19 protein-coding genes are annotated in these 17,779 nt (G+C 33.1%); 3 read left to right on the top strand and 16 right to left on the bottom strand.

The genetic code is table 11. The features are described 5' to 3' along the window. Positions 1 to 235: 235 nt before the first annotated feature. Positions 236 to 2,992, top strand: a complete 2,757-nt coding sequence (locus V9L04_RS04805; protein ID WP_338792944.1) for a gliding motility-associated C-terminal domain-containing protein — start codon at positions 236 to 238, stop codon at positions 2,990 to 2,992. A gap of 65 nt (positions 2,993 to 3,057) precedes the next feature. Here the strand turns inward: V9L04_RS04805 and V9L04_RS04800 are convergent, their stop codons facing one another. The 13 genes from V9L04_RS04800 to V9L04_RS04740 all read right to left on the bottom strand — a co-directional run bounded on the left by V9L04_RS04800 (position 3,058) and on the right by V9L04_RS04740 (position 9,925). Further along, positions 3,058 to 3,417, bottom strand: coding sequence for a calcium-binding protein (locus V9L04_RS04800; protein WP_338792943.1), 360 nt, complete (start codon positions 3,415 to 3,417; stop codon positions 3,058 to 3,060). 95 nt (positions 3,418 to 3,512) lie between these two features. Beyond that, on the bottom strand, positions 3,513 to 4,061 hold the full coding sequence (locus V9L04_RS04795; protein ID WP_338792942.1) for a transposase: 549 nt from the start codon (positions 4,059 to 4,061) through the stop codon (positions 3,513 to 3,515). A 76-nt stretch (positions 4,062 to 4,137) separates the two neighbouring features. Continuing rightward, positions 4,138 to 4,335 (bottom strand): hypothetical protein, encoded by a 198-nt coding sequence (locus V9L04_RS04790; protein WP_338792941.1) that lies wholly within the window; start codon positions 4,333 to 4,335, stop codon positions 4,138 to 4,140. A gap of 37 nt (positions 4,336 to 4,372) precedes the next feature. After that, a complete protein-coding gene (locus V9L04_RS04785; protein ID WP_338792940.1) occupies positions 4,373 to 4,612 on the bottom strand; it encodes a hypothetical protein in 240 nt (79 codons plus the stop codon). Positions 4,613 to 4,614: 2 nt separating this feature from the next. Beyond that, complete coding sequence (locus V9L04_RS04780) at positions 4,615 to 5,238, bottom strand: hypothetical protein (RefSeq protein ID WP_338792939.1); 624 nt, start codon at positions 5,236 to 5,238, stop codon at positions 4,615 to 4,617. A gap of 141 nt (positions 5,239 to 5,379) precedes the next feature. Continuing rightward, positions 5,380 to 5,832: a YbjN domain-containing protein gene (locus V9L04_RS04775; protein WP_338792938.1), complete on the bottom strand. Its 453-nt coding sequence runs from the start codon at positions 5,830 to 5,832 to the stop codon at positions 5,380 to 5,382. Then, positions 5,819 to 6,223 (bottom strand): hypothetical protein, encoded by a 405-nt coding sequence (locus V9L04_RS04770; protein WP_338792937.1) that lies wholly within the window; start codon positions 6,221 to 6,223, stop codon positions 5,819 to 5,821. Before V9L04_RS04770 ends, V9L04_RS04775 begins: the two co-directional genes overlap by 14 nt. Further along, positions 6,216 to 6,767, bottom strand: coding sequence for a hypothetical protein (locus V9L04_RS04765; protein ID WP_338792936.1), 552 nt, complete (start codon positions 6,765 to 6,767; stop codon positions 6,216 to 6,218). The genes V9L04_RS04770 and V9L04_RS04765 overlap by 8 nt, the downstream gene beginning before the upstream one ends. 138 nt (positions 6,768 to 6,905) lie before the next feature. Further along, positions 6,906 to 8,108 carry a tRNA 2-thiouridine(34) synthase MnmA gene (mnmA, locus tag V9L04_RS04760; protein WP_338792935.1) on the bottom strand — a complete coding sequence of 401 codons (1,203 nt, stop codon included), beginning with the start codon at positions 8,106 to 8,108 and terminating at the stop codon, positions 6,906 to 6,908. Between the two features lie 109 nt (positions 8,109 to 8,217). Continuing rightward, entirely contained in the window at positions 8,218 to 8,460 is a 243-nt protein-coding gene (locus V9L04_RS04755) for a hypothetical protein (RefSeq protein WP_338792934.1), read from the bottom strand. Positions 8,461 to 8,478: 18 nt separating this feature from the next. After that, positions 8,479 to 8,934 (bottom strand): RidA family protein, encoded by a 456-nt coding sequence (locus tag V9L04_RS04750; RefSeq protein ID WP_338792933.1) that lies wholly within the window; start codon positions 8,932 to 8,934, stop codon positions 8,479 to 8,481. A 14-nt stretch (positions 8,935 to 8,948) separates the two neighbouring features. Continuing rightward, on the bottom strand, positions 8,949 to 9,263 hold the full coding sequence (locus tag V9L04_RS04745; protein WP_338792932.1) for a thioredoxin family protein: 315 nt from the start codon (positions 9,261 to 9,263) through the stop codon (positions 8,949 to 8,951). Between the two features lie 182 nt (positions 9,264 to 9,445). After that, entirely contained in the window at positions 9,446 to 9,925 is a 480-nt protein-coding gene (locus tag V9L04_RS04740; RefSeq protein ID WP_338792931.1) for a hypothetical protein, read from the bottom strand. A 469-nt stretch (positions 9,926 to 10,394) separates the two neighbouring features. Between V9L04_RS04740 and rpoC the strand changes: the two genes are divergently transcribed. After that, positions 10,395 to 14,789, top strand: a complete 4,395-nt coding sequence (gene rpoC / locus V9L04_RS04735) for a DNA-directed RNA polymerase subunit beta' (protein ID WP_338792930.1) — start codon at positions 10,395 to 10,397, stop codon at positions 14,787 to 14,789. A gap of 104 nt (positions 14,790 to 14,893) precedes the next feature. Here the strand turns inward: rpoC and V9L04_RS04730 are convergent, their stop codons facing one another. Then, positions 14,894 to 15,889 carry a ribonucleoside-diphosphate reductase small subunit gene (locus V9L04_RS04730; RefSeq protein WP_338792929.1) on the bottom strand — a complete coding sequence of 332 codons (996 nt, stop codon included), beginning with the start codon at positions 15,887 to 15,889 and terminating at the stop codon, positions 14,894 to 14,896. Positions 15,890 to 16,356: 467 nt separating this feature from the next. On the opposite strand from V9L04_RS04730, the gene V9L04_RS04725 reads away from it, so the two are divergent. Continuing rightward, on the top strand, positions 16,357 to 16,932 hold the full coding sequence (locus tag V9L04_RS04725; protein ID WP_338792928.1) for a hypothetical protein: 576 nt from the start codon (positions 16,357 to 16,359) through the stop codon (positions 16,930 to 16,932). Between the two features lie 29 nt (positions 16,933 to 16,961). On the opposite strand, the gene V9L04_RS04720 is transcribed toward V9L04_RS04725, so the two are convergent. Both V9L04_RS04720 and V9L04_RS04715 read right to left on the bottom strand, forming a co-directional pair. Then, positions 16,962 to 17,114, bottom strand: a complete 153-nt coding sequence (locus V9L04_RS04720) for a hypothetical protein (protein WP_338792927.1) — start codon at positions 17,112 to 17,114, stop codon at positions 16,962 to 16,964. A 34-nt stretch (positions 17,115 to 17,148) separates the two neighbouring features. Further along, complete coding sequence (locus V9L04_RS04715) at positions 17,149 to 17,733, bottom strand: hypothetical protein (protein ID WP_338792926.1); 585 nt, start codon at positions 17,731 to 17,733, stop codon at positions 17,149 to 17,151. Positions 17,734 to 17,779 lie beyond the last annotated feature (46 nt).

Genomic DNA, 17,779 nt, shown 5'->3' with positions numbered 1-17,779 from the left:
TGTATTTGCAATTGACTGCCTTATCTTTATATTTACCTTCTGAAAAGTGCAATTATAAATCAGAAATTATATTGAACATAAAATTCCCTTCTAATAAATTAATTGGAGGTTTATAAAACCCTCCTTTAAAAATACAGTTATTTCGATATTACTTCGATAAAATAAATATAAACCAATGAATAAGGATTTTTTCTATTTTTTTAAAAATATAAAACCTATTAAATCAAATTTTTTTATGTCTGCTAAATTGATTTATAGTGTTTTTTTCTGTTTTTTCTTTTTATCTTTTCTTACTCAAAATTCCTACGCTACTCACGTAAGAGCAGGAGATTTGACAGCCGAACGTATTTCGGATATTAGTCTTACTTATCGAATTACTGCTATCATTTATACAGATGATGGAGGAGTACAACCAGACGCAGAAATTGAATTTAATTTTGGAACTGGCGAAACTCGTATGGTAACTCGCCTTTCAGGAGTTAGTATTGGAAATGCAACTACTCGTAATACATATACTACTACTTATACTTTTCCTGGAGCTGGAGAATATAACGTGGGGGTGGCTATTCGAAACAGAAATGATAATATAGTCAATATTCCAAATTCTGTTAATACAGCTTTTCATATCCAATCTACATTTTTGATAAATCCATTTTTGGGTCTGAATCGCTCACCTGTTTTGCTTGTTCCACCAATTGATTTTGCTCGTGTTGGTGAAAAGTTTATTCATAATCCAGGTGCGTATGATGCTGATGGAGATAGTTTGGCTTATATTTTTGTTACCCCTAAGCGTGCTGTAAATACTCCTGTTGAAGGTTTCAGACTTTTAGATGACCCTGCTTTTGGAGGCGAAAGTGAAGATGGAGGAATAGCTACAGCAACTCTTGATCCAATTACAGGAGATTTAATTTGGAATACTCCTGGGCGTACAGGACAATTTAATGTTGCTTTTATTGTTCAAGAATGGCGTGAAGGTGTTTTGATTGGACAAGTAAACCGTGATATGCAAATTATTGTAAGAGATAATCCAAATAAGCGTCCAATTTTAGAAATTCCTAGAGATACATGTGTTACAGCAGGAGCTTTTTTGAGAGATACAATTACAGGAACAGACCCTGATAATGATTTTGTGAAACTTTTTGGATATAGTGCATTATTTAGAGAGGCAAATGTATTACAATCTGTACCACCAAGAAATTATGCTAATTTTAATATTTTGAATATTCAGCCTCCAAATGGAGAAGAGAAAGCCATTTTTGATTGGCAAACAGTATGTGAAGATGTGCGTTTGCAACCCTATGCCGTAACATTTAAAGCAGAAGATCAGCCTAGTCCGAGTAGTAATAAACTAGTAGATTTAAAAACATGGCAAATCCGAGTGGTAGGACCAAAACCTGATACTTTGATTGCAGAAGTAAATACAGTAGATAATAGTATTTCATTGAATTGGTTTTCTTATCAGTGTCCCAATGCAAGTGAAATGACAATTTGGCGAAGAACAGGTTCTTTTGATTTTAATCCTGATACATGCGAAACAGGGTTACCAGCCTATACAGGTTATACACAAATTGGAGCAAATGAAATAGGAGACAGATTCTTTTTAGATGATAATAATGGCGAAGGACTAGAACGAGGAAAAACCTATTGTTACCGTATTTTTGCAAAATTCCCAAATCCAGGGGGAGGAGAAAGTTATGTTTCTGATGAAGTTTGTGTAATTATTCCAACCAATGCACCTTATATCACAAAAGTAAGTGTAGAAGAAACAGATATACAAAATGGAGAAATGAAAGTAGAATGGACAAAACCTTTAGACCTTATAGAAACTGAATTTCCAAGACCTTATACCTACGAGCTTTTCCGTGCAGATGGTTTTATAGGAACGCAAAATTATACACAGTTAGGAGATCGTTTTGCTGAAAATGATACTACCTTTGTAGATACAAATCTGAATACAGAAGAAGAAGTTTATAATTATAGAGTTCTTTTTTATTCAAATAATAATTTGGTAGATTCTTCGGCTGTAGCAAGTTCAGTTCGTCTTTCTGCAACACCTAGAGTAAATGCAGCAACATTAAATTGGAGTGCAGAAGTGCCTTGGAACAACACAGATTCACGTTTTCCACAACATTATATTTATCGTCAAACGGCTGCTGATGGCACTGATTTTGTTCTTTTGGATAGTATAAATGTCTTTAGTGGCTCGTTTTCTTATACAGATACAGGACTAGAAGACAAAACAGAATATTGTTATTTTGTTACAACACAAGGAAGTTACAACAAAGAAGGGTTACCAGAACCACTTTTAAATAAATCTCAAAAGATATGTATTATTCCACTAGATGAAACACCTCCTTGTTCACCTACGACGTTGTTTTTAGATTCATTGATTTGTGAAACCATCAATTTTGAAGACCCTATTTATTGTAGTGATTCTCTTTTTAGAAATAATTTGAGATGGCAAAATGATTATTCGCCTGATTGTGATTTGGAAATAAGTAGTTATAATTTATACTTCAAAGCTCAAACTACTGATTCTTTACAACTTTTGATTAATACTACTGATACAACTTTCACGCATGAGCAAGTTCGTTCTGTGGCAGGTTGTTATGTGGTTACGGCTCTTGATGCTGCTGGAAATGAGAGTACATTTAGCAATCAAGTTTGTAATGATAATTGTCCGAATTATGCGCTACCGAATGTATTTACACCAAATGGCGACGGAATAAATGATACATTCAGAGCCTTAGATTGTCCTGCTTTTGTCAAAAATGTAGAAACCAAAATTTATAGCCGTTGGGAACAGCTTGTCTTTGAAACTTCTAGTGAAGAAGATAATAATGTCTTTATTGATTGGAATGGAGAAAACAACAACGGAACAACAATGCCTTCTGGAATGTATTTTTATCAAATCAAAGTTACTTTCAATCGCTTGAATCCAACGGATGAAGTTTTGATTTTGAAAGGATGGGTCTCTTTGCTTAGGGAATAAGAAGGTACAATTACGAATTTAATGCTATAACGAACGGTTTGCTTTTGTGTGAACCATTCGTTTTTTTAATATTTACTCTTGCTTTCCCATATTTGTAAAGTATTAAGAGTTTCCTCATCGGCTTCTACATTTCTTAGTTCACCAATTTCTACTGGAATAATCATATCAACATCTTCAAGTAGGGCTGATAAATAATAGCCTCCACCTTCATAATTTGAAGAATTTGTATGACTCTCTATAATTCTGACTTTTTTCCATTCATTTGGTTTAGATGCCTTTCTTACCAAATATTCTGCTTCAAATGGAAAGTTGAGATTATCCTCCATATAAGTTGCCCAACCTGTTTCTGCTTCTTCATCACTATATGCATCTACAATGATTTCGTTTTCAATGATTTCTTCAATTTCTTTTTTTGTTAGTGGCATGATTTTGTGTTTTTTGGTGTGTAAAAAGGTAGTATATTTCCCTGCCCTTATCAGTGTTTTAGCGTAGCGACACCGACAAATACATTTGCACAAAATTACTCATACTCTTCCATATAATGCGATAAAAAAATAAAATCATTAGTTTCTTCTTCATAAAAATTAAATGAACTCCATTTATACTGTTCCAAAGAATTTACCAACATCCATTTTCCTGTTACCGGATTATGATGAATATAATCTAATTTTTGTTCTAACACCTCCCTAGAATAAAGAAAAACAGGTAAAGGATTACGTTGCCAAAAGTGATATTTTCTATCATTTTGAGTTGATTCAAAACGAGGTAAAACGTCAGGATGAAACTCTTTTAAGTCTTTTTTGATTTTATTAGACAAAAACTTAAAAAAATCACGCTTTACATTTGACAAACGATAAGGTGTTAAGATTTTCCATATCAAATGAATATGATTAGGCATGATTACAAAAGCATATACTTTTGCTCTTTTTTGAGTTACCAAAAAATCTAAAGAATTAATAATTAACTGTTTATATTTATCTGGCTTCAAAAGAGGTAACCATTTCAAAATCGTAGCTGTAAAAAAGTTTGGATAGATATGTTCGAATAACTCTTCATCTTCGTTTTCCATAGACTTGTGGGTGTTTTTTATTGTCGGTGTCGCTACGCTTAAACACCGACAACGGCTAGTGCTTCTGCTTTTTATGTTATGATTGATTTATCAAATTACAAAATTTCTTGTTATCAAGATAGATACAGAAATATTTGAGGATTTTCCCCTGCCCTTGTTGGTGTTTTAGCGCAGCGGCACCAACAAGAACATTTGCACGAAACGATTCATACTCGTTAGCTGTGAAAAAGTTTGGGTAGATATGTTCGAATAACTCTTCATCTTCGTTTTCCATAGATTTGTGCGTGTTTTTGTTGTCGGTGTCGCTACGCTTAAACACCGACAACGGCAAAAACAATGGTCTTTACCTTTTTGAGTTTGGCAATCGTTTTTGGTAGCGTATAAATCTGAGAATGTAATTCTTCTCCCAAGTATTCATAAGGAGCAAATTCTTCGTTTCCTTCTTCTGCTATCTTTTCAATATACTCACATAATTTTTTCCAAGCTAAAGAGGTTTCATCTTGAACATTATTTTCTATGTTTACTAGCTTGTCTTCGTAGTCTGAATTCATAATTATTTAAATTTCATTGTAATCAAAAAATAGTGAGGAATATCAAAATGTTTGCCCAACTCTTCAGGTTTTATATTTGATTGAACTACTTCACAATATGAACTTGAACCGTCTTTGCGTAATGTAGGTGTTATGATAGCAAGAATAGGAAACTCTTGTTTTAGTGAAACTTGTATTTCATCATTGCTTCCAAAAAAGTCTTTTAAAACATATCTCTTTGAGTCTTCTGTAAGTTCAAAGTCCATTTTTTTACTCCTAAATCGTTTGCCAAAAATACTAGTAATAAGGTTGGAGTCATTTATATCTGTAAATATTTTTATAGACATTTCAGAAGAGTCAATTTTGAAATAATCAGATTCAGAACCATCAAAAATAAGAGTGGTATTTACTAAATTACCATCTTTATATTCTTGTATATTGACCTCAAACCATTTACCGATAAGACTATCACTAGCAAAATTAAATTTCTCAATAAAAATATTCTGAAAATCAATAATATCTTGTATTTCTTGATTTTTACTTCCATAAGAAGCTGTTACCTTAACATCTTGGCAGAAAACAAAATTTGTAAATCCTATAAGTAGGTTTATAGCTAATGTTAAGGTCAGAGTTTTAATTGTCATCATTGATTGTAAATTGTTTTAGATAAAAAAATACCCTTACTAATTAAAATAATAGTAAGGGTAAAAATAACAATTTTAAACTGTTTTAGGCTTATAAACCTCCGTAGGAAACAAATTTTTCTCTACTCTTTCATTTCCAAAAAATTAAGATTCTATTTGACTAATAATATCTTCAAGAGTAGTTTTACCACTTATAAATGAATTAAATAACTCAAAGTAAGTATCTAAAGTTACTATATTGCCTTTTATTATATGTTCTAAAATTTTATCTGTTAGTTCTATATCTTCGTAAATAAGGCTTGTTTTAAAACGAATCTCTCCATCAGAAAAATCCATTTCATAATTACCAAAAAAGAGAGTATAATTGACTCTCATCATAATTTCAGCCATTGATTTTCTAATAGCAACAGGTACATTGATAGGATAAATACTAAAAAAAATAATTCTTTTTCCTATCTCATCAACATCTATTATACAATGAAATTTTCCTTTTTCAGTAGAAATACCCATAGTAGCTATATTACATTCTTCTTCTGGAATAGTATAGTGCCACTTTTGTTTTTCAAGGTAGGTTAAGGTTTTTCTAAAGGTACTCATCGTATGTTTTATTTATAGTATTTGAAACAGAAGGTTTCTCTGTAAAAGAGTTAAATCTATTAATACGAAAAATCATTTTCTTTGAGTCTTTTTTATCAAAATAGGCTAAATTATTGCTTTTAATTGACACTCTTGAAAAATTTTTCTTTCTTTTTTGTACTAAATTACGTGAAGGAAGTTCTATTTGATTTATGTTATTAGTTGGTATCGTGTCATCAAAGTGTAAATAATGTTTGTCAAAATCCAAAAAATAGCTATTAGCAGAACTACCAACAAACTTTTTACGACTAATAGCAGCAATTTCTTCCCTAATTATTTCTTTGGGTGTATTTTCCAAATAATTATCTAAAAAAGCCATTACTTCTTCATGTATTCTACTTTTTTTATTCATTGGGTGGAAAAGTTCTAATGTGATTAAATGAAAGGATAATATCCTTAGTGTTGTCAAGTAAACATACGATAAATATAGGACTTAGGTTGATATAGTTTTTTCTTTCAGGAACAAATTTTAATAAGTTGCGAGGAGTAATACTTGTATCAATAGCTCTGATAGCCTTATAGGAAAAAATATTTTTACTCTTTAGAAATTCAATAAAATGAGCTAATGTCCAAGATTCTGTATTTGGATCAATTTCATTTAGCTTCTTCATTATTTCTTGAAAATGTAGCATGTCAATTCTATTACCTGCTAAATCCAAGAGAGCTTCTTCAACCAAATTCAAATCAGCTTCAAATATGTAGTACTTTCTCTTATAGTTATTTTGTCCATGAGAATGTGCCATTCCTATATTATTATCCCAAAAATAGTAGCCAGAACCCAAAAATTTATGTGCATTTGAATCCTCCTCATCATGTTCTGAAAAAAATGGACCTTGTATTTCAATATCTGAAATATTTCCTTTACTACTACAAGTATGATGTCCTATTATTCTCATAATTCATTGTTTTGTAATAATTCATTTTGGTTAAATGCAGACGTAATATATCAAATTTATTTTTTCTTTTAAAGAAAATGTATAAAAAAGAACGGTTTACTCAAAGCAAACCGTTCGACTCAAATATAATTAAAAACTCTAAACCACCTTAGGCTTATAAACCTCCGTAGGAAACAAATTTTTCTCTATTCGTTCGTTTCCAATTTGTTGGAAGGAAGAAACTATCCAACCTCCACCGATGACATCATCGCCATCATAAAAAACGGCAGATTGTCCAGGGGCAATGGCATCGACAGGCTCGTGAAAAAGAACGGTAAGTTCTTGTCCATTTTCGCTTTGTGTGATGGTTGCTGGTGCGCCTGCGTGGTGTACACGAACTTTTGTAGTAGTCAGCAAATCGCCTTCAATGTTTGCATATTTTTGAAGATTTAATTTTTTGACAATCATTCCATCTCTATACAAATCATCTTTGAAACCTAAAATAACCTCATTGGTATCTTTTTTAATCTCAACTACATAAGCAGGTTCGCCTAATGCAATTCCTAGTCCTTTGCGTTGTCCGACGGTATAAAATGGATAACCTTCATGTTTTCCAACTACTTCGCCAGTCGTCATGACAAAGTTTCCTTGTCCTACTTTTTCGTCCATATCTGGAACTCTTCTTTTCAAGAAACTACGGTAATCATTATCTGGAATAAAACAGATTTCATACGATTCTGATTTTTTGACAAGCTCATCAAAACCTCTATCCAATGCCATTTGACGAATTTGTGCTTTTGTAAGATTGCCCAACGGAAGCATCGTTCTACTCAAACTTTCTTGCGAAACACCCCACAAAACATAGGATTGGTCTTTTTTGGTATCGACACCTTTCGAAACTACAAAACGTCCGTTTTCTTCTCTAATATTGGCATAATGACCTGTCGCAATATACTGACAACCCAAATTATCGGCACGTCTTAAAAGTGCATCCCATTTGATATGCGTATTGCAAAGCACACATGGATTTGGCGTTCTGCCTTCCATATATTCTTCTGTAAAATAATCGATGACGTAATCGCCAAATTCTGAACGAATGTCCAAAATATAATGAGGGAAACCCAAATCAACCGAAATAGAACGGGCATCATTGATAGAATCCAAGCTACAACAGCCTGTTTCTTTTTTCATATTGCCACCCGAAGCAGCATAATCCCACGTTTTCATCGTCATTCCGATGACTTCATACCCTTGTTCGTGCAACAAAACGGCTGCGAGCGAACTATCAATTCCACCACTCATGGCGACCAAAACTCTTCCTTTCGAATTTGGATTGTCTGGATTTTTAGTAGTTATATTCATAGTTTTGTTTTTTAAAGTGGATTCAAAGTCCACTAAAAACATGTATCACAGACTTCCTAGTCTGTGAAAAAATAGTTAAAACTAGACAGGCTGGAAGCCTGTCGTACAATTAAGAAATTGAATTTCTTACTTTCTGCGTATATTCACGCATAGCAGAACGAGCATCAATTCCATCTGTTGCCATTTTTTCTTTTACCCAAACGGCTGCAATCACATGTGTAAATTGTTCGCCTTCATCTTCGCCTTTTACTTCGAAGGCTGGCATTTCGCCTTCTTCCATTGCAGCTTCAGCTTTTTTGAGTTCTTCTAATGAGTGATTTTCGACTAATTGTTTTATAACTGGTAATTTCATGATATTAGTTCAATAATTTTATTTGATAGTAAAAGTAGCTGTTAGTCCAACAGAAAAGTTTCTAGGCAATTTATGAACTCCAAAAATAGCTCTTGAATGAATGCCTTTATCTTCTAATATTTCTAAAAACAAATCAGAAGCTCCATTTACAACTTTCGGAGAATCATCCCATGTTTCATTGGATTGAAAGTAAGCATCTATATGATTTAGACCTATACTATTTTCAAAACCTATTTTCGAATTGATTTGAGCTAAAACATTTAAAGCACATAACTTCATTGCTTCATATCCTTGTTCTGTGGAAATTTCATCTCCTAATCTACCTTGAAACTTATATTCTCCATCTAAGATTGGAAATTGAATAGCGATGTAGGCAATATTCGCTCTTACATTTACAGAAACATAAGAACCACCAGGAGTTGAAACAGAAGGAAGGGTTACATTAGCTTTTTCTAAGTTTTTTGTAATATTCATAATTATACAAAATATTATAATTTCTCCAAAAGCTCAATTATACTCTCTTCTTTACTTGTAGAAAGACCTTCTACCAATTCTCCATTTTTGAAAATAGCAAAATAAGGAAGGCTCTGAACTCCTGCTAAACCTCTAGCTTCTGGATTGTGTTCTGCATCAGTATCTAAAAAAGCAATACCTTCAAAACGCTCATCATTAGAAAGACGTTTGTACTTAGGTTTAATAAGTCTGCACGAACCACACCAACCTGCATAATATTTTACAATTACTTTTTCGTTTTGGTTCAAATTTTCTTTTACGTTTGAGTCGTCTATGTCTATAACTGCCATAATAATAAAGTTAGATTTTAGATTTCAGAAGTTAGAAGTAAAACCAAATAAAATCTGAAGTGAGAATAATATTTTGCAAATTTACGAACAAAAAACGAAATAGTTTTTTGTCCATTCTAAATATCTTTTGTGAAATGGTTATGTTTTAGAATATTTAGGTGGGATAAGTTTTGAAGGTGGTTTTATTCTAGGTAAATTATCTCATCATTCTCCAGTATAAATTCTCTCCATTTTCCCTCTTTAAAATCTACTCCTTTTTCATTTTTTTCAAAAAATGGAAATTTGTGAAACCAAACTCTTAACCAATCTTCTTGTTTTTCGTAATAAACTGCTTGTACAAAATCTATAAAATAAAGCTTAGAAGACAGGTTTTGAGTTCCTTCTACTTTTAAAATTATTTTATCGAATGTTTTTTTCTTACAATTAATACACACTTCGTCTTGAGTGAAAGAATAAAGAGAGTCATATGCTATGGTATATTTCCCAGTATACTTATTTAATGAGCAAATTTCTACATATTTAACATGTTTGAACTCACGAACAATAGTCAGAATTTCATTCAATTCTTTTTTTCTATCGGCATCTTTTTTTCTACAAGAAGACAAGAGCAATAAACTAGAGATAAAAAGCAATGAAAATGTAAAAGCATTTTTTTGTATCATTTTCTACTAACTTGGTTTAAAATTATATGCAAATTTACACAATAAAGATTACTACGTAATTTCAATGATAGGAAGAAGTAGATTTAGTTGATTCTAATAAAAAAACAATCCGTGTTTTTGTAGTCATTCATCATTTCTATGATTGAGCTTCCATGCCGTTGTTGGTTTTTTAGCGTAGCGACACCAACAACCAAATAACTTATCATACTTTTTACAACACCACAAAATTATGTATTTAGTTTCAAATCTAATATGTTTTCTATTATTCCCCACATCTAGTTCAAAGCTAACCCTCTTATTTCCAATTAGAAAGCAATAAGTAGAATTGGTTTTCTAAAAAAAACTAAATTCTTCTCAAGGAATTCAAAAATCATCCTAACTACAAAAATATTTCTTATAAAAAAAGGATTTTTCAAAATATTTTCCTACCTTTGTTGATTGTTACTCCAAATCCAAACCTGCATCGCCCATGTCGTTCCAAAAGAACAGAAAGTTAAAAAACGATTTCAAGCGAATTACTATCAGCTTGGCATCTCCAGAATCTATTCTTAATAGTTCGTTCGGAGAAGTTACTCAACCAGAAACGATTAATTATCGTACCTACAAACCCGAAATGGGAGGTCTTTTCTGTGAGCGTATCTTCGGACCTGTTAAAGATTGGGAGTGTCATTGTGGAAAGTACAAGCGAATTCGCTATAAAGGAATTATCTGCGACCGTTGTGGCGTAGAAGTAACGGAAAAGAAAGTCCGTCGTGAGCGCATGGGACACATTCAACTTGTTGTTCCTGTGGCGCATATCTGGTATTTCCGTTCATTGCCTAATAAAATAGGTTACTTGCTCGGTCTACCAACCAAAAAATTAGACCAAATTATTTACTATGAGCGTTATGCTGTAGTACAACCTGGTCCATTAGAAGATGAAGGATTGCAACGTTTAGACTTCTTGACTGAAGACGAATATTTGGACATTATGGACAAATTACCTCGTGAAAATCAGCAAAAAGATGATAGTGATCCAACAAAATTCATCGCAAGAATGGGAGCAGAAGCAATTGTTATGCTTCTTGACCCAATCCGTTTAGATTTAGATCAACTTTCGTATGATTTGCGTGCTGCTGCAATGAACGAAACTTCACAACAACGTAAGGCAGAAGCCTTGAAGCGTTTGCGTGTAGTGGAAGCATTCCGTGATGCCAAATCTAGAAATGTTCCGAATGAGCCATCTTGGATGGTTATCAAAATGGTACCTGTTATTCCACCTGAATTGCGTCCTTTAGTTCCACTTGATGGTGGACGTTTTGCAACTTCGGATTTGAATGACTTGTATCGTCGTGTTATTATTCGTAACAATCGTCTGAAAAGATTGATAGATATAAAAGCTCCTGAAGTAATTTTACGTAATGAAAAACGTATGCTTCAAGAAGCTGTTGATTCTCTTTTCGATAACTCTCGTAAAGTAAACGCTGTTCGTGGTGATGGAAACCGTGCGTTAAAATCACTTTCAGATATGCTCAAAGGTAAACAAGGACGTTTCCGTCAAAACCTTTTGGGTAAGCGTGTTGATTACTCGGGTCGTTCGGTAATCGTGGTAGGTCCAGAACTCAAACTTCATGAGTGTGGTCTTCCTAAAAATATGGCTGCCGAGCTATTTAAGCCGTTTGTAATTCGCAAACTTATTGAGCGTGGTATTGTAAAGACAGTAAAATCAGCTAAGAAAATTGTTGATAGAAAAGACCCAGTTATTTGGGATATTTTGGAAAATGTATTGAAAGGACATCCAGTTCTCCTCAACCGTGCTCCTACATTGCACCGTTTGGGTATTCAAGCATTCCAACCAAAACTTATTGAAGGAAAAGCAATTCAGTTGCACCCGTTAGTTTGTACGGCATTTAACGCCGATTTTGACGGTGACCAAATGGCTGTTCACGTTCCTTTGGGACAAGAAGCTGTTTTGGAAGCCTCTCTACTAATGCTTGCTTCTCATAATATTCTTTCTCCTGCAAGTGGTAGTCCGATTACTGTACCTTCACAGGATATGGTTTTGGGTCTATATTTCTTGACAAAAGGAAGAAGAAGTATTCCAGAATTGAAAATTGAAGGAGAAGGCATGCGCTTTTACTCAGAAGAGGAAGTTGTAATGGCTCTCAATCATAAAGCTATATCTAAACATGCCTATATTTTCGTTCGTACAAAAGTATTGAATGAGGATACAGGAGAGTTAGAATATAAAACTATCGAAACAGTAGCAGGACGTGTTTTATTTAACAAATGTGTTCCTGAAGAATCTGGTTATATTGATGAATTATTAAGTAAAAAAACACTTCAAAAGGTAATCTCTAAAATTGTTAAGCAAGTCGGTATGGCTCGTACTGCCGAATTCTTAGACGAGATTAAATTCTTAGGTTTTGATCAAGCTTACCGAGGTGGTCTTTCTATTGGTATCAATAATATTCCAGTTCCAGAAAATAAAGAGCGTTTAGTAGCAGAAGCTAAAGATGAAGTAGCAGCAATTACGCAAAACTACTACATGGGTCTGATTACTGATAACGAACGTTACAATCAAGTAATTGATATTTGGACAAAAGTAAACCGTAGAATTACAGATGAGTTGATGTTGCAGTTAGAAACTGACGAACAAGGATTCAACTCTATCTACATGATGATGCACTCAGGCGCACGTGGTTCTCGTGAGCAAATCCGTCAGTTAGGTGGTATGCGTGGTCTGATGGCGAAACCTCAAAAGAACTTACAAGGTTCAGTAGGTGAAATCATTGAAAACCCTATTCTTTCTAACTTTAAAGAAGGATTAGATGTTTTGGAATACTTTATCTCTACTCACGGTGCTCGTAAAGGTCTTGCAGATACAGCCCTTAAGACTGCTGATGCTGGTTACCTTACTCGTCGTTTGGTAGATGTTGCTCAAGATATTATTGTAAACGAAACTGATTGTGGAACTTTACGTGGATTGACAGTAACAGCTCTCAAAGAACAGGAAGAGATTATCGAATCAATTTCTGACCGTATTTTGGGTAGAATATCATTGCATGATGTTTTCCATCCTGAAAATGAAGAACAAATTCTTATTGAATCTGGCGAACTTATAGATGAAGTTTCTGCTAAGCGTGCTGAAGAAGCAGGTGTAGAAGCTGTAGAAATACGCTCTGTACTTACTTGTGAAACTCGCATTGGTGTTTGTGCTAAGTGTTACGGACGAAATCTTGCTTCTGGAAAATTAGTACAGCAGGGAGAATCAGTTGGTGTAATTGCTGCACAATCTATTGGAGAACCTGGTACACAGCTTACTCTTCGTACTTTCCACGTAGGTGGTACTGCTTCTAACATTGCAGCAGAACCAGTTATTAAGGCGAAAAAAGAAGGTAAAGTTGTTTTAGAAGAAATAAAAACAATAGATACACTTGATGAAGATGGCAAGAAAGCAAAAGTAGTTATGTCACGTACTGGTGAACTTCGTATCATCGATGTTGATAATCCTTCTAAAACTTTAGCTTCTATCAATGTTCCTTACGGTTCATTCTTGACTGTAAAAGATGGACAATTAGTCAAAAAAGACGATGCTTTATATAGCTTTGATCCTTTTAATGCTGTTATCCTTTCTCAACAAGATGGAACAGTTCAATTTGAAGGTATTGAAGAAGGTATTACTTATAAAGAAGAGTCAGATGAGCAAACGGGTTACCGTCAGAAAGTAATTATTGAAAGTAGAGACAAAACACGAAATCCAACTCTTACTGTTGTAAATGCAAAAGGAGAAGGAGCAAGTAGTAACGTTCCTGCTGGTGCTTATCTTTCTATTGAAGAAGGTCAGCAAGTTAGAGCTGGTCAGATTTTGGTAAAAATTCCTCGTTCAGTTTCTAAGAGTAGAGATATTACAGGTGGTCTTCCACGTGTAACCGAACTTTTTGAAGCCCGTAATCCTTCTAACCCAGCAGTAGTATCAGAAATTGATGGTATTGTAAGTTATGGTGGAATCAAGCGTGGTAACAGAGAGATTTTTGTAGAATCTAAGAAAGACGGTATTATCAAAAAATACATGGTTCAGCTTTCTAAGCACATTCTTGTGCAGGAAAATGACTTTGTAAAAGCAGGTATGCCACTTTCAGATGGTGCAATTACTCCAGCAGATATTTTGGCTATTAAAGGACCTACGGCTGTTCAAGAGTATTTGACTAACGAAATCCAAGATGTATATCGCTTACAAGGTGTAAAAATCAATGATAAGCATATTGAGGTAATCGTTCGCCAAATGATGCAAAAAGTAGAGATTATCGATCCAGGTGATACATATTTCTTACCGAACCAAATTGTAGATAAATTTGAAGTTCGTGCAGAAAATGATTCATTTATGGACAAGAAAATCGTTACTGATGTAGGAGAATCTACCAAACTTAAAGTAGGAATGATTCTGACAGCTCGTGAACTTAGAGATGAAAATTCTAGTCTGCGTCGTAGAGATATGAAAGTTGCTAAAGTGCGTGAAGCACAGCCAGCAGTTTCTAAACCTACATTACGTGGTATTACACAGGCATCTTTGGGTACGAAGAGCTTCATGTCAGCAGCCTCTTTCCAAGAGACTACAAAAGTATTGAGTGAAGCCTCTATACGTGGTAAATCTGATGATTTGATGGGCTTGAAAGAAAATGTAATTGTAGGACACCTTATTCCTGCAGGTACAGGTTTGCGTAAATACGAAGATCTTATTGTTTATGATGAGAAAACGTATGACAAACTTGAAAATTCGTTAGCTGATGAGAATGTACAGTCTACTCGTACTGAAGCACAAATAAACCGTATGCGTTTAGAAGCCTTAGAAAAAGATGAAGAAACTACTGAAACAGTAGGTTAATTCTGAATTTATATAAAACAAAAAGCCTTTCAAAATTTATTTTTTGAAAGGCTTTTTTCATACGTGTATTTTATTTTTATCCGTTTTTAGATAACTAAAAGATATTAAAAATCTTCATCTAAAGAGAACTTAGGAGAGTCGTCATTTGAGTTCATGACGCCTGCTTTTTGATATTCTGCAACACGTTTTTCAAAGAAATTTGTTTTTCCTTGCAAACTAATCATTTCCATAAAAGGGAATGGGTTATGGCTGCCATATTGTTTTTCACAATTTAGTTCGCCTAATAATCTATCTGCTACAAACTCAATATACTGATTCATCAAATCGGCATTCATTCCGATTAAACTTACAGGAATGGCATCTGTTACAAACTCTTGTTCAATTTTTACAGCATCTGTAATAATTTCGATGATACGTTCTTTTGGAAGTTTATTTTCAATGTAATTGTTGTAAAGCAGACACGCAAAATCACAGTGCAAACCTTCATCACGAGAAATAAGCTCATTCGAAAAACTCAATCCAGGCATTAAGCCACGCTTTTTGAGCCAAAAAATAGAGCAAAAAGAACCACTAAAAAAGATACCTTCAACAGCAGCAAAAGCAACCAAACGCTCTGCAAAATTATCGCTTTCAATCCATTTCAAAGCCCAGTCTCCTTTTTTGGCAACACAATCTAAGTTTTCTAGTGCATTGAATAAATAATCTTTTTCTTTTGTACCTTTTATATAGGTATCAATAAGAAGTGAATAGGTTTCGGCATGGATATTTTCCATCATTACTTGGAAACCATAAAAACAACGAGCTTCTGGAAGCTGTACTTCCTTCATAAAATTAACTACTAAGTTTTCATTTACAATTCCGTCAGAAGCAGCAAAAAATGCAAGGACATGTTTTACAAAATGACGTTCGTTGTCGCTCATATTTTCCCAATCTTTCATGTCATTGGAAAGATCTATTTCTTCAGCAGTCCAGAAACTTGCCTCAGCTTGTTTGTACATTTGCCAAATATCGTCGTGTTTGATAGGAAAGAGGACAAAACGATTTGGGTTTTCTGCAAGTAAAGGTTCGTGTAAAAGTTCTTTAGATGGTGTATTTGACATAGAAAATGATTTTGATATTTATATAAAAGGGCGCAAAAAACAGCCCTGTATTTGTTTAAAAAACGTTTATCAGATTTTAATTAGACTTTTGGTCTTTAAAAAGTAAATGAATAGTGTAACAACAAACTGTGAAACGAAAAGGGTTGCAAAAGTACGATATTATTTTTCTTTCCCTTACTTATATTCGTTTTTTTTGTTGATTTTAGTTTTGGCATGGATAGATAGCTATTTAATAAACGAGAAATCTCTCCACATTATTCCCTCTACATTCTCACAATCTCATATTATTTTTCAATAGTTTGTGTATTTTTACAAAGGTCGATATTTTGATTTTATTTGAAGAATTTTTTTGAAATTAATCTCAAATTAATTTTTTGTTCTTTTACAAACACCAAAATTTAAACTACATAAAACCATTTTGGAAACAAAAAGTTGAATTTTAAAAGCTAATCCATTCTATCTACTCTATGAAGTCTATTTTATATGTTTTTCTGATTCTTTTTCTCTCAACTTTCTTTTTTTCTTGTAATCCTGATAAAGAAAAGCGAGTCTCTCCTACTGAACCAAAAAATTCTACTACTCAAAATTCAGTTTTATTTTTTAAAAATATGCGAAGTTTGGATTATGACAAAAAAGATGAACCCAAACTCAAAAGAGAAATTTATGTACACGAAGATGCTAATAAAGATACTTTAGCTCCTGTTTTGAATATGACGATTGTTTATTTGTGGGACAAAGACAAAGCCTATATCATCACAGACCCAAATAAATATATTGAAGATTATTTTGATGAAAATAAAAATGACACACTCAAAATCAGATGGAAAAACCCAAAAACAAAAGCACAAGGAACACTTTTTTATATCGCAGGACACGTCGATACACAATATGAATTTGCGACACGCATGTACAACAGTCTTTTAGACAAACATGAGTTTTATATGTTACCTGATGAAATCCCAATTTTGAATACTGAAAAAGAACGAGAAACTTTTCGTATTACAATGATGGATTATTATCGTTTGGTGGGGGTTTTTAGGTAGGTTATTTTTTTATAGCTTATAATTTAATCTCATAGTTTAGCTTTCAAAGCATCGACATACTCTTTTGCGCCTTTCAAGCCTAGTTTTGTATTCAATGTTACTAATTTGACAGCTTCTATCAATCTGTTTTGTTTGATAAGATTGATTACTTCGGTTTCTAGTTTGGGTGTGAGTTGAGACATTTTTTGTTTTTGATTTTAAAGTTGATAAAATAATCTATTCTGATTTTTTCAAATCAATAGCTAGATATTCTACATAGATTCTAGCATCCATTAAGCCTGATTTTGTTTTGTTTCTCAAAAACTTTATAGCTTTTAATAGACTTCCTTGTTCATTCTCTTGCAGAATTTTCACTATCTCATTTCTTAGTTTTGGTTCATAGGTTTTGATAAAAGTAATACGTACATTTTCTTCTAAGCTGAAATAATTTTTTTTAAATGAAATTTTCTGAATATTTATGTCTTTATAATTTTCAATATCAGCCCCTTCATCTCCTTCCCAACAACAATAGCATTGTACACTTTCTATTAATGTTGTTTCTTGTAAAAACTCAATAAATTTTGCAGGCGATTTTTTATTGATTTCTTCTTTTGGATTTTCAAAATCACTACTATCGAAAGCTAACCCACAAGAGCAATTTGTATCTGAACCTACATAATAAATATTCTCTTTAGAAAATTTAGAGCGTAGATGTACTTCTTCTGCATCACTAATTTTAGAAAAAAATATATCTGTTTCATTGGGTACAAAACTTCCCTCTTCTAATTTTTGATTTGTTGCGATATAGACTGAATAACACATAATTACACTAGTTTGCTAAATGAGATTTTTGATTATTTAAAAGTAA

Origin of the sequence: Bernardetia sp. MNP-M8, assembly GCF_037126285.1 — a bacterium.
Taxonomy (GTDB): Bacteria; Bacteroidota; Bacteroidia; order Cytophagales; family Bernardetiaceae; genus Bernardetia.
Note: the sequence above shows the minus strand (reverse complement) of the source record. Positions and strands in the feature narration are given on the sequence as shown.